This is a genomic window from Zoogloea sp. (genome assembly GCF_017302315.1).
Taxonomy (GTDB): domain Bacteria; phylum Pseudomonadota; class Gammaproteobacteria; order Burkholderiales; family Rhodocyclaceae; genus Zoogloea.
In genome coordinates this window covers 117,939-138,974 of the sequence record NZ_JAFLDT010000004.1, presented here as the reverse complement: position 1 = coordinate 138,974, position 21,036 = coordinate 117,939, and the positions used below count along the sequence as shown (strand labels likewise).

22 protein-coding genes are annotated in these 21,036 nt (G+C 58.4%); 2 read left to right on the top strand and 20 right to left on the bottom strand.

The features are described from left to right. Nucleotides 1-282 precede the first annotated feature (282 nt). The 5 genes from rpsT to J0L98_RS02845 all read right to left on the bottom strand — a co-directional run bounded on the left by rpsT (nt 283) and on the right by J0L98_RS02845 (nt 4,239). Nucleotides 283-558: a 30S ribosomal protein S20 gene (gene rpsT / locus J0L98_RS02865; RefSeq protein WP_296402856.1), complete on the bottom strand. Its 276-nt coding sequence runs from the start codon at nt 556-558 to the stop codon at nt 283-285. A 149-nt stretch (nt 559-707) separates the two neighbouring features. Then, on the bottom strand, nt 708-1,892 hold the full coding sequence (locus J0L98_RS02860; protein ID WP_296409939.1) for an acetyl-CoA C-acyltransferase family protein: 1,185 nt from the start codon (nt 1,890-1,892) through the stop codon (nt 708-710). 27 nt (nt 1,893-1,919) lie between these two features. Continuing rightward, nucleotides 1,920-2,852: a CobD/CbiB family protein gene (locus J0L98_RS02855; protein ID WP_296409938.1), complete on the bottom strand. Its 933-nt coding sequence runs from the start codon at nt 2,850-2,852 to the stop codon at nt 1,920-1,922. Nucleotides 2,853-2,944: 92 nt separating this feature from the next. Beyond that, nucleotides 2,945-3,550, bottom strand: coding sequence for a CoA pyrophosphatase (locus tag J0L98_RS02850; protein WP_296402851.1), 606 nt, complete (start codon nt 3,548-3,550; stop codon nt 2,945-2,947). An 11-nt stretch (nt 3,551-3,561) separates the two neighbouring features. Continuing rightward, on the bottom strand, nt 3,562-4,239 hold the full coding sequence (locus J0L98_RS02845; RefSeq protein ID WP_296409936.1) for a TIGR02281 family clan AA aspartic protease: 678 nt from the start codon (nt 4,237-4,239) through the stop codon (nt 3,562-3,564). Between J0L98_RS02845 and J0L98_RS02840 the strand changes: the two genes are divergently transcribed. Further along, nucleotides 4,220-4,930: a type 1 glutamine amidotransferase gene (locus J0L98_RS02840; RefSeq protein ID WP_296409934.1), complete on the top strand. Its 711-nt coding sequence runs from the start codon at nt 4,220-4,222 to the stop codon at nt 4,928-4,930. The genes J0L98_RS02845 and J0L98_RS02840 overlap by 20 nt on opposite strands. A 63-nt stretch (nt 4,931-4,993) precedes the next feature. On the opposite strand, the gene J0L98_RS02835 is transcribed toward J0L98_RS02840, so the two are convergent. From J0L98_RS02835 to J0L98_RS02780, 12 genes are all read right to left on the bottom strand, one after another. Next, on the bottom strand, nt 4,994-5,182 hold the full coding sequence (locus J0L98_RS02835) for a YjfB family protein (protein WP_296409932.1): 189 nt from the start codon (nt 5,180-5,182) through the stop codon (nt 4,994-4,996). Between the two features lie 3 nt (nt 5,183-5,185). After that, nucleotides 5,186-5,671, bottom strand: coding sequence for a YajQ family cyclic di-GMP-binding protein (locus J0L98_RS02830; RefSeq protein ID WP_296402844.1), 486 nt, complete (start codon nt 5,669-5,671; stop codon nt 5,186-5,188). Nucleotides 5,672-5,683: 12 nt separating this feature from the next. Continuing rightward, nucleotides 5,684-6,013, bottom strand: coding sequence for a pyrimidine/purine nucleoside phosphorylase (locus J0L98_RS02825; RefSeq protein ID WP_296409950.1), 330 nt, complete (start codon nt 6,011-6,013; stop codon nt 5,684-5,686). A 15-nt stretch (nt 6,014-6,028) separates the two neighbouring features. Next, nucleotides 6,029-6,262: a DUF2788 domain-containing protein gene (locus tag J0L98_RS02820; RefSeq protein ID WP_296402842.1), complete on the bottom strand. Its 234-nt coding sequence runs from the start codon at nt 6,260-6,262 to the stop codon at nt 6,029-6,031. A 9-nt stretch (nt 6,263-6,271) separates the two neighbouring features. Next, nucleotides 6,272-7,501: an argininosuccinate synthase gene (locus J0L98_RS02815; protein ID WP_296409931.1), complete on the bottom strand. Its 1,230-nt coding sequence runs from the start codon at nt 7,499-7,501 to the stop codon at nt 6,272-6,274. Between the two features lie 49 nt (nt 7,502-7,550). Beyond that, the gene (gene argF / locus J0L98_RS02810) at nt 7,551-8,483 is read right to left on the bottom strand and encodes an ornithine carbamoyltransferase (protein WP_296409930.1); all 933 of its coding nucleotides are present in this window, start codon (nt 8,481-8,483) and stop codon (nt 7,551-7,553) included. A gap of 214 nt (nt 8,484-8,697) precedes the next feature. Continuing rightward, entirely contained in the window at nt 8,698-9,915 is a 1,218-nt protein-coding gene (locus tag J0L98_RS02805) for a DegT/DnrJ/EryC1/StrS family aminotransferase (RefSeq protein WP_296409928.1), read from the bottom strand. Beyond that, nucleotides 9,915-10,649: a hypothetical protein gene (locus J0L98_RS02800; RefSeq protein ID WP_296409927.1), complete on the bottom strand. Its 735-nt coding sequence runs from the start codon at nt 10,647-10,649 to the stop codon at nt 9,915-9,917. Before J0L98_RS02800 ends, J0L98_RS02805 begins: the two co-directional genes overlap by 1 nt. Continuing rightward, nucleotides 10,642-11,613: a glycosyltransferase gene (locus tag J0L98_RS02795; protein WP_296409926.1), complete on the bottom strand. Its 972-nt coding sequence runs from the start codon at nt 11,611-11,613 to the stop codon at nt 10,642-10,644. Before J0L98_RS02795 ends, J0L98_RS02800 begins: the two co-directional genes overlap by 8 nt. A gap of 49 nt (nt 11,614-11,662) precedes the next feature. Continuing rightward, on the bottom strand, nt 11,663-12,748 hold the full coding sequence (locus J0L98_RS02790; protein ID WP_296409925.1) for a glycoside hydrolase family 99-like domain-containing protein: 1,086 nt from the start codon (nt 12,746-12,748) through the stop codon (nt 11,663-11,665). Between the two features lie 151 nt (nt 12,749-12,899). Continuing rightward, nucleotides 12,900-14,036, bottom strand: coding sequence for a glycosyltransferase family A protein (locus J0L98_RS02785; protein WP_296409923.1), 1,137 nt, complete (start codon nt 14,034-14,036; stop codon nt 12,900-12,902). 34 nt (nt 14,037-14,070) lie between these two features. Continuing rightward, a complete protein-coding gene (locus J0L98_RS02780) occupies nt 14,071-15,585 on the bottom strand; it encodes a lipopolysaccharide biosynthesis protein (protein ID WP_296409922.1) in 1,515 nt (504 codons plus the stop codon). Between the two features lie 606 nt (nt 15,586-16,191). Between J0L98_RS02780 and J0L98_RS02775 the strand changes: the two genes are divergently transcribed. Beyond that, complete coding sequence (locus J0L98_RS02775; RefSeq protein WP_296409920.1) at nt 16,192-17,307, top strand: GNAT family N-acetyltransferase; 1,116 nt, start codon at nt 16,192-16,194, stop codon at nt 17,305-17,307. A gap of 60 nt (nt 17,308-17,367) precedes the next feature. Here the strand turns inward: J0L98_RS02775 and J0L98_RS02770 are convergent, their stop codons facing one another. The 3 genes from J0L98_RS02770 to J0L98_RS02760 are packed head-to-tail and all read right to left on the bottom strand — an operon-like array spanning nt 17,368 to nt 21,018. Continuing rightward, on the bottom strand, nt 17,368-18,336 hold the full coding sequence (locus J0L98_RS02770) for a polysaccharide deacetylase family protein (protein WP_296409918.1): 969 nt from the start codon (nt 18,334-18,336) through the stop codon (nt 17,368-17,370). Beyond that, nucleotides 18,333-19,661, bottom strand: coding sequence for a putative O-glycosylation ligase, exosortase A system-associated (locus J0L98_RS02765; protein WP_296409917.1), 1,329 nt, complete (start codon nt 19,659-19,661; stop codon nt 18,333-18,335). Before J0L98_RS02765 ends, J0L98_RS02770 begins: the two co-directional genes overlap by 4 nt. Next, nucleotides 19,654-21,018 (bottom strand): AMP-binding protein, encoded by a 1,365-nt coding sequence (locus J0L98_RS02760; protein ID WP_296409916.1) that lies wholly within the window; start codon nt 21,016-21,018, stop codon nt 19,654-19,656. Before J0L98_RS02760 ends, J0L98_RS02765 begins: the two co-directional genes overlap by 8 nt. Nucleotides 21,019-21,036: the final 18 nt, after the last annotated feature.

Below are 21,036 nucleotides of genomic sequence, written 5' to 3'. Positions count from 1 at the left end.
TGGCTTGGTTCAACCATCATCGGCTGCTCGCGCCTATTGGCTACATGCCGCCGGCTGAAGCTGAGGCAAACTATTACCGCAGCCAAACCGGTCAGGCTGTGTTGGCCTGACTAAAACCAAACGGCCTACTCGAAACCCGGGGCGATTCACCATCCCTGCAAAGCGAGTGATGACTTAAACAAAAATGCCGCTCAGAGCTACCTGAACGGCATTTTCGCGACGGCCATTTAAAACGTCCGTCGCCTTAGGTTGGCGAAACAACGCCCAGCTTAGGGACGCCTATCAGGCGGCCACGGCTCCCATACCCTTGATGGCGGCAGAGAGACGGCTCTTGTGGCGAGCAGCCTTGTTCTTGTGAATGATCTTCTTGTCAGCGATGCTGTCGATCGTACGCTGGGACGAAACAAACACTTGCTGGGCAACTTGCTTGTCACCACCATCAACAGCCTTGCGGACTGCCTTGATGGCAGTGCGCAGACGGGACCGAAGACTCATGTTGAGGGCGCGAGCCTTAACAGCTTGCCGGGCGCGCTTACGGGCTTGTGCCGAGTTGGCCATCTTTTAGTAATCCTGAAATAAATGCAGTAAAGCGATGGATTCTATGAGAAAACCAAGCTTCTTGGCAAGTGATTTTGTCTGAAAGACAGACATTTAAATGAAAAACCCCGTCATCTCTGACGGGGTTTTTCATCAAAGGCAAATGAAGATCAGATGCGCTCGAAAACGGTCGCGATACCCTGACCACCACCGATACACATGGTCACCAGCGCATAGCGGCCACCGGTACGATGGAGTTCATAGATAGCCTTGGTGGCGATGAACGCACCGGAGCAACCCACCGGGTGTCCGAGGGCAATGGCGCCGCCATTCGGATTGGTCTTTGCCGGGTCCAAACCCAGAACACGCATCACAGTCAATGCCTGGGCAGCAAATGCCTCATTGGACTCAACCACATCCATCTGATCCAGGGTCAGGCCAGCCTTCTTGAGGGCCAGGCGGGACGCGGGGATCGGGCCTTCGCCCATGATGTCGTTGGGCACGCCGGCAATCGCGTAAGACACCAGGCGGGCCATGGGCTTGTAGCCCGCATTGACGGCGGTAGAACCATCAGCCAGGACAAAGAATGCTGCGCCATCATTGATGCCGGAAGCGTTACCTGCGGTGACGGTGCCATCCTTCTTGAAGGCCGGCTTCATCTTCGCCAAGGACTCCATGGTGGTGCCGCGCTTCAGATGCTCATCGGTATCGAACACTACATCGCCCTTGCGGGTCTGCTTAACGATGGGAACGATCTGCGACTGGAAATGGCCTGCATCGATGGCAGCCGCGGCACGACGCTGGGACTCAACGGCGAAGGCGTCCTGCTCTTCACGGGTAATGCCGTGCTTGGCCGCAAGATTCTCGGCAGTGATACCCATGTGACCAACGCCAAAAGGATCCGTCAGCACGGCAACCATGCTGTCAATGGCCTTGGTATCACCCATGCGGGCACCGGTGCGCAGCGCGGGCAGCAGGTAGCTGGCCTTGGACATGACTTCCACACCACCACCAATGCCATAGTCGGCATCACCCAGAAGGATGTTCTGAGCAGTGGTAACGATACCCTGCAGACCCGACGAGCACAGGCGGCTCACCTGCATGGCAACGGACTCCATGGGGAGACCGGCCTGGATCGACGCGACACGGGATACATACGCATAGCGGGAGTCCGTCGGCATGCAGTTGCCAACAGTGACGTAGTTAATCAGCTGAGGGTCCACTCCGGAGCGGGCGACGGACTCCTTCATCACGATACCGGCCAGCTCACTGGCATCGAAATCAGCCAACGCACCACCAAAAGCGCCGATAGCGGAACGAACTGCACTCAATACGACTACTTCGCGACTGGCCATCTGTATTCCTCCTCTGAATTAATACGATTAATTACCAACCCAACCAGCGATACCCATGAGTGCCAACAACAACATCACTAGCACCAAAGTGCGCCAGATCAAGCCGATAGTGCTCTGCATGAAATCGGCATCGGCCTCGTCGCCGACACCCATTTCCGGCCGCTCTACGACCTCTCCCGACTCGTGAATCGGCATGCCCAGCCGAACGCCAAGGGCGCCACCGCCACTGGCGAGCAGTATACCGGAAGCCTTGTCCTTCCATTGATTGGCTTGAGCCCGCCAGCAATACACCCCATCTTCGAAATCTCCGACAATGGAAAACGCGGCTGCCGTGAGCCGTACGGGCAACCAGTCGAGAACACCGAACGCACGCGAGGCGAACTCACCGAACGCGCCAAAATCAGGGTCGACCTGACCTCGGCGCCCCCACTCTTCGTCGAAGAAACGAGCCAGACGATAGAGGACGGCACCACTCGGGCCGGGAAGTACGATGAACCAGAAAGCTACGCCAAGAACATTACGATGGGACGCGACAAGTGCCTCTTCGATTGCAAGGCGAGCAACCTCACTGGAACTGGACTCATCATGGCGACGCCCCCTCCAGTCACCGAGGAGCTGACGAGCCCGCGGTATTTCACCCATCCGCAGGGCTAGCTGGATGTCAGTGAAAAAGTGGCTGACATCACGGAACCCCATCGTCAGATAGAGGGTCAGGATATTGAAGAGCACACCCAGCAAGGGAGTGATGTGCCACAGGATGAAGTAGACCAGCGCACTGCCAAAACAGGCAGCCAGCACCGCCACCCACCAGGCCACTGCGCCATGACGGGACTCACCGTCATTGAAGCGATCTTCGAGGAAGCGAGCAATCGCCTTCAGGGGCGCATGAACGAAACGTGCCGCAGGCAGCGGACGAAGTTGCTCCAGCAGGAGCGCGACTATCAGCGAAAACAGGGTCATGCGACGGGGGGCCTTGGTTGGCCCTCATTGGTCATTCCTATTGGGGTTGACGCAAGATACCACCAAACCAATTCTTTACAAACGGCGTTCGATCATCGGTCCAGGAAACGCTGCAGACTGACGATCATCCCTGCAGTTGCGCCCCAGATGAAGTATGGGCCGTAGGGCATTGCATAGTATTCGCGCATGCGCCCTCTCACTTCAATGCGGTGCCGCTGGTGATTGCTGACGTCAAGAAGAAACGACAGTGGCACCTCAAACACCTCGGCAACTTCAAACTCATCGGGTACGAGTTCGAATGGCGGTGTCACGACCCCCACTACCGGAGTGACATCAAAACCGGTTCCGGTATGGTATTGGGGAAGACAGCCCAACAGCTCGACATGCTGACGAAGCAGGCGTATCTCCTCTTCCGTCTCCCGCAGCGCGGTATCAATGGGAGAACGATCATGCTCCTCGACGCGCCCCCCCGGAAAACTCACCTGGCCTGGATGGTGGTGCAGATGATCGGTTCGGCGGGTGAGCAGCAAAGTCGGTTCAGGCTGGCGCAGAACGATGGGCACAAGGACAGCCGCAGGTCGAAGCGGCCCCGGAGGGATGCCGTCCTCGGCCGGAGATTCGAACTCCCCCACCGCAGAGAAACACTGGCGCAACCAGTCAATGGTCGATGCGGTGCGAAATCGCTGTGGGCTATCCATTGTGTGATTGGTCAATAACGTTGTCGCAGATACAGGGCAGACCCTTCACGGCGCATGTCCATGCGGTTGAGAAAGCTCATGCCAAGAAGCACATAGGGCATATCCCCTTCAAGCACAACACCGGGCACGTTACGCAGGGTAAGCGAACCCACCCTCACCTTATCCAGCGGAACCATCCAACCACGCACATGCCCGTTGGCCGTCTGCAGGGTTAACGGCTCACCCTTCGTATACTCGATACCTGCCCGTAAGGCGTCGGAGCGGCCCAGTGCCACCGCACTTGCCCCTGTATCCACCAGAAAGCGTACGTCAGCGCCGTTGACCGCCCCCGATACATTGAAGTGCCCGCGGCTGTCCTCCTGGATGACCATGGACGGCGCAGCGCCGCCTGATGCGGAGACCACGCTGACAGCCTGGTCACCCACCACCAGTCGGTGCCGCCGGCCATCGAACTCCAGGGTTGCGCCATGCGCCTCCACGGCAACCACCCGAACACCGTCAACCACACTCCCGACGCTCACGCTACGGGGCGCTCCATGGTTGATGACCAGAAGCGCCTTGCCGGGGAAAACCCCCGCAAGCGCAACCTCCGTGGCCAGGGCGGAATTGACCCCACAGATCAGTATCAGGCCGATAAACTGCAGCCAGCGAAAGAAAGGAATTTTCCACATGAAACCGATAGCAGTCATTCGCCATAGCCCGACAGAGGGCCCCGGCCATTTTGCCACATTCCTTGATCGTCACTCCCTGCCCTGGTCCCTCATCAGGATTGACGAAGGGGAGCCAGTACCCAGCAACACCGATGGCTTTTCCGGCCTGTGCCTGATGGGTGGCCCCATGAGTGTCAACGACGACTTGGCATGGATCCCGCCACTCGTCGATCTGATCCGCCGGATGATGGCGGCAGACAAGCCCGTCATCGGTCATTGCCTGGGTGGGCAACTGATGAGCCGCGCCTTGGGTGGAACGGTGACCGCCAATCCGCGCAAGGAGATCGGCTGGGGAACAGTGCGCGTGATCGACTCACCCTTGGCGCGGGCATGGCTGGGAGACACCCGGCAATTTGATAGCTTCCACTGGCACGGCGAAACCTTCTCCATCCCCGAGGGCGCCACACGGATTCTGGAAAGTACCGCCTGCGCCAATCAGGCCTTCGTTATTGGCAAGCACCTGGGAATGCAATGCCACGTGGAGATGACGAAGGCGATGATCGAAGCATGGTGCGAAAGCGGCGCCGAAGAGATCCGTGATGCCAGCCCTGCGGAGACGGTCCAGAGCCCCGCAGCGATGCAGATCAACATTGAACGGCGTCTCGCAAGCTTGAGTGCTCACGCGGAATTACTCTACACCCGCTGGATCGAAGGCCTTGGTGTGACCTGAGGCAGAAAATGAAAAGCGCCGGCACTGAGTCCGGCGCTTCGAAAGGGCATAGAACGACTTCCGTCAGGCGTAGGTGTCGACCGACCGCCCGAGAGTAAGCGTCTGATCAGGCAAGGTGGCCGGCTTCGGCAGCGACGCGATCATTTGAGCTGCCAAGGCCTGCTGATGATCCAGCGTCTTGCGCAGCATGACCACCGAAACTGCATCGTAGGCACTGACTTGGGACGTGGACGCCATCGGCGAAACACTCATCGCTCAATCCCTGAAGTTTCCATACTGCAAAGGATAGTCAGTGATCTCCTTGCGAACCAGGGCAATACACTCTTGCAGGAGATCCCGCTTCGCCCCCGAAACCCGGACCGCCTCTCCCTGAATGGAGGCCTGAACCTTGAGCTTGCTGTCCTTGATGAGCTTGACGATCCTCTTGGACTGCTCCTGTTCGATGCCAACCCGAACGGTCAGCTCCTGCTTGACCTTGTTACCACTGACTTTCTGAACGTCCCCATGCTTGAGACAACGGACATCGATCTTCTTTGCCGTCATTTCCGGGAGGAGGATCGCCAGCATCTGCTCCAGCTGAAAATCACTGTCGGCATGCAAAGTCAGCAACTTCTCGGCCTGCTCGACCCGGGCATCGCTGCCCTTGAAATCGTAACGCCCGTTGATCTTGCGATTCGCCCCTTCCACGGCGTTACGCAATGCGACCATATCGACTTCGGAGGTAATGTCGAAGGACGGCATGGCTGACTCCGCTCAGGCGAAATGGCAGACGTAGTGATAAGCCTCGTCGCTGACCTCGATATCGAAACTCGAGTTCCCGGGCACACTGAAGGACTCGCCCGCAGCATAGGCCTTCCAATCAGACTCGCCCTTCAGACGAACACGGCAGCACCCCGCCACGCCTTCCATGATTTCGGGCACACCCGTATTGAAAGTAAGGGTGGAAGGAAGGATCACCCCCACCGATTTCCGAACCCCGTCGGCAAGGATGACCGTGTGGCTGACACACTTGCCGTCAAAATAAACGTTTGCCTTCTTGACGACGGAGACACCGTCGAACTGGATTTCTTGAGTCATGTTCAGATCAATTCCTGGATTTTATTCGATGCCTAGCAAGCGCTGGATGATGCCCTTCGCCATGAAACCAATGAATCCCACACCAAGCCCCACAAACATCCAGATCGCACCATACTTGCCGGCCTTCGACTCCCAGGCAAGATGCCCGATAATAAAGACCATGTAGGCGATAAGGCCACCGACGCAAACCTGAAGTGAAATCTCTTCAAACTCTGCGACGGTCAATCCGAACAACAGGGGCGCAGTGGGGTCCATTCTGGTCTATCAGCTCCGCTTGTTACGGGCGTTTGCGGCAATCCGCATACGCAGCGCGTTCAGGCGGATAAAGCCATGGGCGTCCTTCTGGTTGTACGCACCCTGATCGTCCTCGAAGGTTGCAATCGTGGGATCAAACAGGGAGTCGGTCTTTGAATCCCGCGCCACGACAATCACGTTGCCCTTGTACAGTTTGACACGCACCCAGCCGTTCACCGTTTGCTGCGTCTGATCGATAAGGGCCTGCAGCGCCAGGCGCTCGGGAGACCACCAGTAGCCCGTGTAGATCATGCTCGCATAGCGCGGCATCAGGTCGTCCTTGAGGTGGGCGACTTCCCGATCCACGGTGATCGACTCGATGGCGCGATGGGCGCGCAGCAGAATGGACCCACCCGGCGTCTCATAGCAGCCGCGAGACTTCATCCCGACGTAACGGTTCTCAACCAGATCTAGGCGACCAATGCCGTGCTTGCCACCGAGCTCGTTCAGTCTGGCGAGCAATTCGTGCGGCTTCATGCGAGCCCCATTGATGGCGACAAGATCGCCCCTCTCGAACTCAAGATCCACGTATTCCGCAGCGTCCGGAGCGGCCTCGGGGGACACGGTCCAACGCCACATGGACTCCTCAGCCTCGGCGGCGGGGTCTTCTAGGTGCCGCCCTTCAAAGGAGATATGCAACAGATTGGCATCCATCGAGTAGGGAGAACCACCCTGCTTGTGCTTCATCTCGATGGGAATGCCATGTTTCTCGGCATAGGCAAGGAGCTTCTCACGGGACAGCAGATCCCACTCTCGCCAGGGAGCGATGACTTTCACACCAGGCATCAGCGCGTAATAGCCCAGTTCGAAACGCACCTGATCGTTGCCCTTGCCCGTTGCGCCATGGGACACGGAATCGGCGCCGGTCAGCCGGGCGATCTCGATCTGGCGCTTGGCGATCAGTGGCCGGGCGATGGAGGTACCGAGAAGATACTCGCCTTCATACACGGTATTGCAGCGAAACATGGGAAACACGAAATCGCGCACAAACTCTTCGCGCAGATCGTCGATGAAAATGTTCTCCGGTTTGATACCGAACTGCAGTGCCTTGGCCCGAGCCGGCTCAAGCTCCTCACCCTGCCCCAGGTCCGCCGTGAAGGTGACCACTTCGCACTGGTAGGTATCCTGCAACCACTTCAGGATCACCGAGGTATCCAGCCCACCCGAATAGGCAAGCACTGCCTTCTTTACGTCGCTCATGTCCCGCTTTCCGAAAATGAGTAAATGATTCTAGAGTCAATAAAACGCTTCAGATGCGTTCTTCGTCAATCTTGCCGATCAGGAGAAACTCCATCAGCGCTTTCTGCACATGCAGGCGATTCTCGGCCTCATCCCAGACCACGGACTGAGGACCATCGATCACCTCCGCCGAGACCTCTTCACCCCGATGGGCGGGCAGACAGTGCATGAAGAGGGCACCGGGATTGGCCACCTTCATCATGTCCTCATCCACCTGCCAGTCGGCGAAATCACGCATCCGCTCCTCGTTCTCCGCTTCGAAACCCATGCTCGTCCACACATCCGTGGTCACCAGATCCGCACCACGGCATGCCTCCATGGGATCATCGAAATGGACAAAGTTCCCGGTGCCATACAGCCCCGCCCGCTCCGTTTCAACCTCGTAGCCGGGGGGGGTGGAGACGCGCACCTGAAAGTCGAGAACCTCGGCTGCCTGCAGCCACGTATTGCAGACGTTATTGGAGTCCCCCACCCAAGCCACCGTCCTGCCCTGGATCGGCCCTCGATGCTCGATGAAGGTGAAGATGTCCGCAAGGATCTGGCATGGGTGATACTCGTTGGTCAGGCCATTTACAACGGGCACCCGGGAATATTCAGCGAAACGCTCGATGATTGACTGCTCGAAAGTGCGGATCATGACGATGTCGCTCATCCGCGAAATCACTTGGGCGGCGTCCTCCACAGGCTCACCGCGGCCAAGCTGAGAATCGCGGGTATTGAGATAGATCGCCGAACCTCCGAGCTGCTGCATGCCTGCCTCGAAGGACAGTCGCGTGCGGGTGCTGGCTTTCTCGAAGATCATCACCAGCGTTCGATCGAACAGCGGATGATGGGGTTCGTAACGCTTGAAGCGATCCTTTATCCAGCGCGTGCGGGAAAAAAGATAGTCATACTCAGCGCGAGAAAAGTCTTTGAACTGTAAGTAATGTCTCGGTGCGTTCATGGCACTCGTTCTTGGTTGTGATGCTCTCGAGAGCCGCCCGGCTTGCCGGGCGACTCGATTTCTGCCTCGACTGCATACTGTACCCAACGAGGCGGCAGAAAGGCGAAACGGCGGCTTTCGCCGCCGTTTACTGCCCAAAATAGACTCATTATCCTAAGCCAAGAGCGGCTTTTTGTACAGCGTACCCTTGCATGCATCCGGGCCACGCAAATGGTCAGACCTCAGCCGACCTTGACGCATCAGCGCGGACAGGGCTCAGAACAGTACGAAGCGCCAGGCTCATCCAGTTCATTTCAGAATCGCCAAGCGCCTGGTGGCAGGGCAAATGGATAAGGCGCTTGCGATAGCGGGAGGCAACCTCACACTCGGAGACAGCCATGTCATCCCAACGCCAAATGGGCATGCCCAACTGCTTCAGCCTGTAAAAATCGGCCTCACCCTCATCAAGCAGGAGCGGAAACATGTACGGAACCACACCTTCAGGCAGTTCTCGCACGAGAGGTCTGCATCGTGGCAGAGCTTCGACGACGGACAGCCACTCGATGAAACGCGCACGCCGCGCACCTGCGAGATGTGTCCGATCGGCATGCGTCATGATCCAGGCGGAGGCATACTGTCCATACAACCCTACCTCGGAAGCGAGGTAATTGGATGACGGAGCGCAATCGACCTCCACGCACTCAACCGCGGGGGGTGGCAGTACGGAAGAACCGAGCAAGTGGGGCGCGCCGGACAAGACCACGGGCTTCGGCGAAACGAGCCATTGCTTCAGGAGCGATGCGCCCCCCCTGGCCTCCCGCTTCCAGTCTCGTCGGGACGGCAGCTGCAGCCGCGCCTCTCCAGCGAGGCGTCCATTTTGTCGTACGATGCCGCCGTCTTCCGACGGAAAAAACTTGTAGGGGCTGGCGATCGCGAAATCTCCTGCACTCCCTACCGGCCCCACGTCTGAAGTGCCGAAGAAGGCGTGGGAGCAATCTTCTATCAGGGCAATACCCTGCTGTCTGCAGAACGCCGCCACCTCAGTCAAAGACTGGGGGAATCCGAAGTAGTGGGGATACAGCAGCGCCTTGAACGATCCACCACCGCCTTGAACAATCCGCTCAAGCACATTCATGCGCAGCGCAAGGGAAGGCATCAGCGGATAGAACGCGACGTGCCCACCGAGATCAAGAGCGGGATCAAGCATCGTACGGCAATGATACGACGGCACCAGCAATTGGTCCCCGGGCCCGAAGGCAAGCGCACGCAGCGCTGCTCTCAAGGCATAGCGCCCCCTGCTGAAGAACAGGTTTCCGGAGCCAAGAAAGACAGACTCCGGCCCCCCTTTCCCCCAACTCGCCCGGCGAGGCAAGAGCGATACCCGAGGAGGAGAAAAACCACAGGGCGCGGGATCGAACCTTGAAATCCGGAGTGGGTCCAAGGCGTCAGCCATCAGCGCTTCAAATCGCCGGCGTCCGCGGGAGACTCCGTTGACGGCTCACTGTTCCGGGCGGGTGCCGCAACGCCGGGTAGGTTCTCAGCAGGCGAAACCGGCTCCGGCGGAACCCATTTGCCAACCCCCTTAAGCTTGTTGCGCAGCCCAGGCAAGTCGAACCCGAGACCGTAGGCTTGATGAGCATACTTGAGGGACTTCTCATAGTCGCCGGCCGAAAAATAGGCCAACCCCATGTTGTAGTACAGGTTGGCGTTTCCGCCCCCCTCCTGAATCGACTCTGCCTCTTTTAGCTGCACGATTCCGTCCTTGGCCCTCCCCTTTCGCAGGAGATATATGCCGTACAGCATGCGCACATTGGGATCTTCCGGGCGGAAGCGCACGGCCCGATCAAACCAGCAGTCCACGGTGAACCCCGACCCTTTCGGTTTGTCCAGCTTTTCCTTCTGGGCAAGATTCATCATCGCGAGCAGTGCCCGCGGGTGGTTGGGGAAAACGCTCAGAACATAGTTGATATCCGCACCGATGACTGCCGTGCTCTGCCCCCGCATCAACCGCTCCACCTGTGGCGTGAAGTGTGCGTCCTCCACAAGCGAGCGCCGCTCCTTGGGTGTCGTCCGATAGTCGAACGGTCCAAAGTGATTGACGAGCGCACCGCAATCAATCTCACCGGCTCTAACACCGCAAGGCGCGAGCGCAACCAGCACGATCAGCGGACCAATAAACTTAAGCATCGGAGCTCCCTAACCTCATTCTTTTCACCCAAGCCAGCAACCAATAAATGCAAGCCTTGGGACTCGAAATCCGATGATTCAGCGCCTCGCGAAATGCCGCCTGAGCCACCACCGAACTACCTTGCCAATAATGAAAATAACCGTGGCTGAAACACATCTGAAACAAGCGCCGTCGCACCGCATCGCCATCAGCCGCAACGCCATCAGGTCCGGCCAGCCCATACCGGTCGAGCGTGCGTCGCAACACTCTGTATTCGTTGTTCTCCGGGCGCGGAACCTGGGTGGTACTTTGGGCGTGGACCCGATAGTAGGCCAAAGTCTGGTTCAGCTTGCTGGCCTTTGTCTGGCGCGAGACCCTGAGCCACAGGTCGTAATCCTCCCCTGTCCGCAAGGATTCATCGAGTCCCGCCACACTTTCCAGGACAGTCTTGCGCACCAGCGCGGTAATAATATGCACGATGTTGTCGAACAGCAGCTCCCGATAGATCCAGCCGGAATGCGCTTCCACCAATCCAGGGCCATCCCCTTCGGGTGGGGGGGGCGGCAAAAAGCTGCCATCGGCAATACTCTCCCAGCGCAAGAACTTGCCATAGACCAAGCCGATATCGGGATGAGCCAGCATGTAGCTTACCTGAGCCTGCAATTTGCCCGGCAACCAGACGTCATCTGCATCCAGAAAAGCCAACAGCGTGCCGTTTGAAGCGCGGATTCCCAGGTTTCTCGCAGCGGCGGGGCCACCATTTTTCTGACGGAGCACCCTCACCCGATCACCGAAGAGCGCCTCGACTGCCTCCGGCGTACCATCCTTCGAGCCATCGTCGACAACAATCAACTCGATGTTCGGGTAGTCCTGCTCCAGCACACTGCGGATGGCCTGCTCAATATACGGGCCTGCGTTATAGGCAGGCATGACGACGCTGACGAGCGGAAACGCCAAATCGCATGAGGGCGTCAAACCAGTCATTCCTGCAGGCCCCTGGCAAAGTCGGGACTACTCACGTATCGCACGGCGCTCAGCCACCCGCGCGGCCAAGCTCATCCCGAACGACCTCGAGATAGCCATGCCCGAAGCGCAGATCCGGCTCAAGATGATTGCCCTCAGCCCACTCGTTCCACGACTTCACAAAAACAATACGTTCCTCCGGCCGATTGTCCTTCACCCTATCCAGTGCCCGCCGTAGGTGCCCCCGGAACAGTTCCGGCGTGGAACCCTGCAAGACCACCCCTCTGCTACCCGAACGGGGAGTGTTGTCCCAGTTTGGAATAACACAGGGGTAGTCCTTGCCGCCGCTCACGTTTTCGGCAAGCATCTGATCCATGACTTCGGCATGTTGAAAGATGTGAGGAAGCTTGCGCTTGTCTTTCCAGTACTTGCGCAGTCTCGCCACCGGTTCCGCCCACGAGATCCAGTGACGTATCCGAGGCATGCTGGGCGTGACCGTGGCAGAGAAGCCGTGCTCCAAGGGATTCCAATCCAGATCCGGCGTACGCACGCACACGTAAAAGGGATGGGGAATACCGGCCTTGTCAGCGAGAGTGTTCCAGAAGTCAAGCACCGCTTTCACGTCCGGGATCTGCCAGGCGCGATAGATCACGAACATCGGACGACCATCCACGGTGATATAACGTTTGTCCCGAAACGCCGTGAGCAGATATTCAAAGTGAGCCCGGTGATCGGCCTCACCCGGATAGGTCTGTTCCATCAGCATGCGACGCGGCGCCCCGTGCCAGATGCCCGTCCAAGACTCGTTGGCCCAGCATAGACAAAACGGGAAATCCGGCTCACCACTCGCGATGATCTCGTTGACCGGGCGCTCCAAGAGCCGCTTGCCACCGAACCAGTAGTGGTAGTAACAAAAGCCCTCGACACCATACTCCCGCGCCAGGTCTGCCTGGGCCTTGCGTGCCTCCGGCAGTCGAAGATCATAGTAGCCAAGATCTGTCGGCACCTTGGGCTGATCATGACCGGGAAACAATGGCTTGGCTTTTCCGGTATTGGTCCATTCAGTAAACCCTTTGCCCCACCACTCGTCATTCTCGGGGATCGGATGAAACTGGGGAAGGTGAAAGGCTATCAGACGCGCAGGGGATGAGCTCATGGATCGAAAAACGGTCAGTTCTGCTGAAGGGATTGCGGGTAGGCAAGAGCCTGCGTAGTGGGCGTTACTCTACCATCGTGCATTCGGCCCGATACGGGCACAAAGGTATTTTGCAGCCCAGGACGTTACAGATATCACGTCCCTGGCACACTCAGAAAATGCTGTTCAACCATAGCCGAAGGCCGGCCCTTCCCTTGCCCAAGCGCTCGCTCAGTGCTCCCGGATAGCCTTTTGCCATAGCCAGGCATCCAAGGGCCATTGCCCGGACCATGCCTCGCCCACCCGGCATGGCCTTGAGCTCCGAAAGCGAGGCCAGGAAGTCCGGCCAGTTGTCCTCCATCGCCGACCAGGCGTAGCCAGTGCATACGGCCTTGCGCACCATTGCGGCGCCCTGCGCCGGTTTTCCATCCGTCAGCGCAAGCACGGCCCGCAAGTCCTCAAGCATCTCCGGGAGGCATCCCTTGCTTGCCATGACCTGCATCCGGGCCAGTAACGCGGCCTCGCGCACACTACCCTCGTCACCCTTCCCCGCATGACGCGGCAGATAGTCCCGGAGATCGACATCGGCCCTGAGCTTGCGCCCGACTCGCTGGTCGAAGCGGCGAAACACCTTGCTGCGATCGGCCCCCACATAGCGGATCGCCTTGGCACCGCGCAGCCCCGAATGCTGACGAAATATGAAGCAGGGTGCCGACGAGCGCACGGCCTTCTGGGTGCAGGCCAGCCGAAGCTGCATATCGTAATCCTCTGAACTGAGTAGCTGCGTATCAAAGCCACCCAGTTGCAGGTACACCTCACGTTTCACAAGGGCAGTCGCAAGATGGAAAAAGCAGCCCAGCATCAGCTCGGCAAAGAAGCAGTCAGGGTCGTGCTCCGGCACCGCATGCAGGCGTCCCCGAACGATGCGTCCGTCCGGACCATCGCTCCCGTAGTAATGCGGGCTATAGACGAAACCCGCGTCCGGGCAGCCAGCCAGGGCCGCGAGCCGGGTCTCGATGGCATCGGGCAGCGCCACGTCATCATCATCGAAGATCCAGATCAGGTCTCCCCGGGCCTCCTCGATACCCAGATTCACGGCGGTCGGCTTGCCACCATTCTCCTTCCGGATGTGGCGGATCCGATGACCGTAGGACGCCAGCAGATCGGCAGTACCGTCTTCCGAGCCATCATCAATCACGATGACCTCAAGCGGTGGGACCGTTTGGGCAAGAAGGCTATCAAGGCATTCAGCGATGTAGTTGACCCGGTTGAACGTGGGAACCAGGACGCTAACGGTGGGCTGCGACATGAACTCTCTCAAATCACCTTGTGGGCCAAGACCTTCACGCCGCCTTGTGGCGGGACGCAAACTTAGTCAACAAATCTCGCAAGTCACCCACATAGGCAGGAGCGATCAGCAATATGGAGACAACATAGGCTGCCACGCCGACTGTCACCAGGATAGCCATCTGCAGCGCGATCGAGTCGGTCACAGCAAGCACCGGGACGCGCACCACCGCCACCGCCACGAACATGAGGACGGAAGCCACGGTCGGCGCACCGAGGATACGTCCCAGATCGCGGGTATCCATACCCACCAACCCGATCGATATGCGAAAGAACACCAGAGCCACCCCGGTCCCGAACAATACCGCATAGGCGGCACCGGTGAGCCCCCACAGGCTCCCCACCACGATCGCGCCAAGGCAAATGACGGTATTGGCGAGGTACAGGCGGAATGACAAGCCCAAGCGATTGGTGGCGTTGAAAATGGGGATACCGATGGTCGTCGCCGCGCGCAGACCGGAACCGACCGAAATGATTTTCAGGATGGGAATCATCTCCAGCCATTGATCACCATACAACAGCGGCACCAGCTCATCGGCAACGGCACCGATCCCGAAGCCGATTGGCACGACAGCCAGGGACAGCAGGCGCCCACTGCGCAGGATACCTGCGCGAAATCGATCCATGTCATGCTGGAGTGCCGAAAATGCCGGAAACAGCACTTGCTGCAACGGAATGGCAATACGGGCGCGGATTTCATCCGTAAGCGCACGGGCATTCTGGTAATAACCAAGCGCCCCTGCTCCCAGCAAACGCCCAATCAAGAACAGATCGAGGTTGGCATTGGCATAGAAAAGAAAGCCATTCCCGAAATAGCCCCCGTTGGTACGCCAGGTATTCGCCAGAAAACTGCGGCTGAAGCGCAGCCTCGGACGATACCCGGTGACAAAGGTATAGGCCAGCATCTGTGCCGTGGAGCCCGCGAGGGAGGCCATGGCTAGACTCCAAACGCCCCAGCCAGACCACGCCAGGAAGATACCGGCACCAGCGCGGATCAACATCATGCCGATCTGCACCACCATGTCCTGCCGGAACATGAGCATGCGCGTAAGCAGACTACGGGGAACGACCGTCAACTCCTCCAGGATGAACATCACCCCCATGACCTGCAACAACTCTCCCACCACCGGATCGTTGAAGAGCTTCCCCGCAAACAAGGAAGTGACCAGCACAGCCAGGGTCAGAAGAACGCCGAGCACGCAGGCAGACCAGAACATCGTATCGATCTGGATACGGGATATGCGCAGACGCTGAATCAGGATGGCGCCAAAACCGAAATTTGCAAAAAGAGCGGCCAGTTCGGTAACAACTGTTGCCATCGCCACATGACCAAAGTCAGCAGGCGTCAACAGACGAGCAAGCACAGCCATCGATCCAAAGGTAATCGCAGTGCGAATACCGATACCAAGAAAGGTCAGTGCAGCCCCCTGGGCCACGCTCCGCCCCAGATCATCGGGCTTGGGGCGAAAGGCACGCTGGACAAAACTCAACTTGCGATGTGTTTCAGCCATCAAATCGTCATAGTCTCAAAAAAAGTGCCGATCTCTGCACCAAGAACGCGTGAAGTAAGCTAGCAACACCCCATCGTTCGAAATGCTTCGAGAGCCCGCAGGCACGCTGAAAGTGCTCTGGTCAGACTGCCGGAGACACAACGGGAAACCCTTGATAGATGGATGAAGGCGAGGCGATCCTGCATCGAAGTCCGCCAGCCGTGGAAAGAAACCAGACAGATCCGGCCATCAATCCGATAGCGCCAAATTATAGGGGATATCCAGAAAAGTCGCGTGAAATGACACACACAGAAGCAAACAACACGTGAATTACATTCTCAGGCATGCGTTCCTTGGATCAACCTGAATTCAGGCATCCGGCGGACAGCCGAGCGGTCTGACGGGGACTCACTAAACATTCCGGGTGCTACCACGCGCATATTGCAAAATATGCGCAAAATCGTGAAATAAATCAGCATTCGTCATACCGCTTCTTCACCATGACGAAGCATACTTGAGCCATGGGCTCCGTGACATTTTTCCAAAGCCTGCGCCCTGCTTATCGAGGATAATGCGCGATCTTGAAATAGACTGCTTGCAGCCAAATCCCTCCACACGTCCAATCCCATGCAGATTCTGTTGCTCGACAACTTTGAAGACATTGGAAAGCACCTCAGTGCATCGGGCTCCGGGCACCAGGTGAATGATGTATTTCTGACCCAGGAATGGTTTGCAAACCTGGCTGCCACAGGTTTCGATAGCGCGGCCCGGCCCCGGTTATGGGCGTTCGAGCAAGACGATCGCATCGTCGGCTGCGTGCCGATGGCTGACGGCTTCCGCAGCGATGCCCCCGTGGGCACAACGCTCGCCAGTCTCAGCAACTACTATAGCTGCCTCTACGGACCTATCGTTCCAGGGAAAGCACTTCCTACGGATGCTTGGGCAGCCCTCGCCCGGGCGATACGACAGCATCCCGACCATTGGCCAGTCATCGACTTTCACCCGCTGGACACGGAAAGTGAGTTCTTCAGTGGCATGCTGGCAGGCCTCAAGGCTGAGGGCTACTGGACAGACACCCTTTTCTGCTTTGGCAACTGGTTCTTTGAAGTCGAAGGACGTGACTACAGCCAGTACCTCGCATCCCGTACATCCAAGTTGCGCAGCAATATTTCGCGCGCAAGGAAAAAGCTCGACACCACCTGCTCCTGGAACATCGAAGTCGTCACGGACGAGGGGCCTGCGCTGGAGACAGCAATCGCGGAGTTCGAGCGCGTCTACAATCTGAGCTGGAAACAGCCTGAACCTTACCCCGAGTTCATCCCCAGCCTCTGCAGGCTGGCCGCCCGCCAAGGCTGGTTGCGCCTCGGCCTGCTGAATGTCGAAGGCCAGACCATCGCTTCGCAACTATGGTTCGTGGTCAATGGCCGTGCCCTGATCTACAAGATCGCTTACGATCAGGCCCATGCGGCCCTCTCTGCCGGAGCTGTACTGACAGCAGACATGATTCGTCGGGTGATCGACGGTGACAAGGTCCAGGAAGTGGACTATCTGAGCGGCGATGACAGCTATAAGCGCCACTGGATGTCACGACGGCGGGAAAGATTCGGCATCATCGCATTCAACCCCCGCACCATCGGGGGCTTCATTGCCGGCAGCAAGCACTTTCTGGGCAAGCGGATCAAGCACCTGCGCAGCCGCCTTGAAGCCCGGTTGCGCCCAGCGACGGCCCCCGCTGGGGACTGACCCCTCCCGTCCGACCACCAGCAGTGAAGGGCGCCTTTCGGCGCCCATGCTCCTGACGCCTCAAGTCGTCGCCACTGTGGGGCGAGTGACCCGAGTGTTCATCAGCATTCGCAGACCGAAGCGCATCGGGGTCCGATCCCACGGCGTGAACCGGGGGATCTGGAACAGATCTGCATCCGGGAGCGCAACACCGGGGGCCGTAGACACGGCTGCTGCGAAGCCCACCTCCCGCGCAATGATCGCATGACGGCTCAGGTAGTCCTGATCGGGCCGGCCGTTCGGATAGGCAAACAGCGGGATTTCTTCGCCCAGCAGATCTTCGAGAAAGGCCTTGCTGCCCTGCATCTCGAAACGCGCATCCGCGTCGGAAAGACGTGCAAGAATCGGATGGTTCAGTGTATGAGCACCGATCTGCATACCTGAATCACGCAGCACCCGAACTTGATCGGAACGCATCATCAGCCTGTCCGAAAGACGGCTGCCCGCCACCTTCGCAATAGCCGCCGCTCTTTCCAGTCGATCTGCAGGTAATTCGTATTTTATTTGCCGCAGAATGCTCTCAATTGCAGCCCGCTTTTCATCCGGTGAGGAGATGGTGTGCCTTCCCAGCCCGATCTCGATCAAGTCCAGCTCCGATCGATCCGTATTTCGCACCGCCTCGATTACAGTGTCATTCCACATCCGCCCCCCATTCAGGAACGAGGTGGCAATGAAGAACGTAGCTGACATCCCATGCTTCTGCAGCACTGGCAACGCGTTCTCTGCGTTATCGGCGTAGCCATCGTCGAAGGTGATGGTCAGCGTCCGCGCGGGCAACTCGTTGCGAGCGAGCAGATGCACTGCGCGATCCAACGGAAGCACGTTGAACCAACGCTTGACCCAACCCAGCATCTCGTCGAATCGACGGATATCGGGCTCGCCGGGAAAGATCGGATCGGGCTCGGAGAGCACGCGATGAAAGATCAGGGTACTCAGGCGCCCCTGGGAACCCCCAGGGGCCATGGCCCCGGTTAGCAGCTTGGCGATCATGTCTTATGTGTGACAGCGGAAGCGGATCCCGCCTGGAGATCAAGTCGAGCCACGGGCGCAGTCGCCCCGAAAGCACCCTGGGTATCCACCTCCCAGCGTTTCGCTTCAATCCAGCGCTGAGTGCAGACCAATATGACCATCACGTTATAGGGCAGATCGAAATAGGCGAGACTCAGGAACGCACCGCCCACCGCGTAGCCGACAATAGCCACCTGACACATGCCAGCCAAGTTGTAAGCCCAATCGAGTTCCGGTCTACCCTTCGCAACTTTGCGGATCTGGGTTCCCGTCTTGTAGGTATAGAACCAGATCGCCAGGAACAGGAACAAGCCGATAAAGCCGTGCTCTCCCAAGACCTGGAAATAGATACTGTGAGCCACGTGCAGATCCAGGGGGTCCGGGGCATATTGGGCAAACATCTCAAAGGTGTAGATCTCAAAGCCTCCACCAAAAAGATGACTCTTCGCCACGTTAAAACACAGCATCCAGGCATTGATCCGGCCCATTGCCGATCCATCCTGCTCGTAGGACTGTATTGTGTTCATGCGCTCACTCCAGCTGGAAGGCATGAACGCGACAAGCAATGTGGCCATCACCACAACAGTGATGCCCGCTACCAGCTTCTTCGGGGAGCGCAACCACAGCACGAATCCCATTGCGGAAATGGCCAACAGCGCCCCCCGTGACTGGGTTCCGATCGCCGCCACGGCCGACAGGATCGAGACAGCCAGGAGAAGGCGACGTACCCACGGGTGGGGAGACACCAGGCGCAAGTAATTGAGGAGCGGGATCGCCATTATCAGGGCGACGGCGAGCTCATTGTTTCCCTCGATAAAGCTGCCGGGAGGGCCCCAGACCCGGCTGCCACCGCCTGTTGAAATGGTGAACAAACCACCCTTGAACCCATAAAAGCCGATGGACAGCCCATTGACCCAGGCAAACATCTCGATGTGCTTGCGCTCGTGAAGCGCCGCCAACGCCACCACGGTCATGAGCTGGATCTTCAGTACCTTGTTGAGTTGAACCATCGACTCCGAAGGATAGAAGGCCATGGCTGTCGTGACGCAGACCCATATCAGAAAGAAGATCAGATACTTGACCGGTGACTTGTACGGGATCTTCAGGGGATCCTTCGTCAGCAACAGGGAAATCGCTGCACAGCCTGCGGCCACCATGGCAAAAGGGAAGCTGTGTGCAATGCCGAAGGCGAGCCGATGGGGATTCATGATACTCACCCAGGTCCATAGCATCACCGCCGTAGTCGTGTGCATGAGGGCACTGGGCAGCACCAGCAAGACCAGGCCCATCAGGACGATGTCACGCATGGGGCGCCCCCGCCTGAACTTTGCTGACAACGTAGCGGAACTTGCCCGACGCCTCCCGGGGTATCTCGTCCACCCGGGTGAGGCTGACCTGGACCGATGCACCAAGGCGGGCCTTGTAGTCTTTTACAATACGGTCGGCACCCGCATCATTGAAAACGGGAGTGGTCACAAGCAGCACCTCGGTGTGATCCAGTGAATGCTGGATGATCTTGAAACGCTCCACGCCCGGCACATCACGCACGGTGTAGATCAGCGCCAAACCATGCATGATCGTACCGTCGGCAGCAACGACGAAATCGGTCGTTCGGCCCTGGATCTCTTTCAGCAAGGGGAGCGTCCGTCCGCAGCTGCAGGTCTCATCGCTCATGACCGCAACATCACCAGTGCGGTAACGGATAAAAGGGAAGTCCGCAGTCGCGGTGTGAGTCACCACGATTTCGCCGGCCTGGCCTGCCGGCAGGACAGCCCCATCCGGACCGACGATCTCGACGATGATATCCTCGGCCTGAACGTGCATTCCACCGGCCGGGCACTCGTGGGCGATAAAGCCGGCATCGCGCGCGCCATACCCATTGGCCACCCTGGCGCCAAACACCTGAGTGATGGTGGCGCGCTGCTCGTCGTAGAGACGCTCACTGGTGACAAACACAACCTTGATTCCCTGGGCATCAAGCCGAATCCCCTTCTTCCGCGCATGGGCGGCAATGAGGGACAGGGAGGATGGGTAGCCGAACAGCATGGTCGGCCGCTTTGCCCGAATGGTCGCGACGAATCGATCCAGATTGGCCTCGGACATTTCAAACGCTGGCAGCAGTTCGGTGCGCAAGACCGTGTCCCGGACCATCCGCACACGGTCCTGCGTGCCAAGCTCAATGGGGCTTCCCCAGACCACGATTTCTGGGTCACCAATGTCCACGCCCCACCAGCGGGTCACCCGCCACTTGGCACCAACATCATGGCTCTTGCGGGCCTTGCCGATATAGAAGATCAAGGGCTCGCCAGACGAACCGCCCGTGTTGTAGCGGCTCAGGTTGATCGCCCCGTCTGCGCGCAAGCGCTCACCTGCGGCACGCATGGTGGCCTTGTCGGACAGGGGCAGTGCCTGCAGGTCTGCCAGGGAACTCAGTCGTTCCGGATGAAAGCCGACGGACTGAAAGAGATCCCGATAATGGGGAACATGCTTCCCAACATTGACCAGAAACTCCCGCAAACGCTGAACCCGCCATTGATCGAGCGCTTCACTCGACAGACGCTCCTGCGCCTCCAGCCGCTTTCGAACGGCAACCGAATCATGGTGCTTCAGGCGTTCATGCAGGGGGAACAGCAGACCGGAACACAAGGAGGTGTATAGACTCATGGATATCGGACGTCGTCA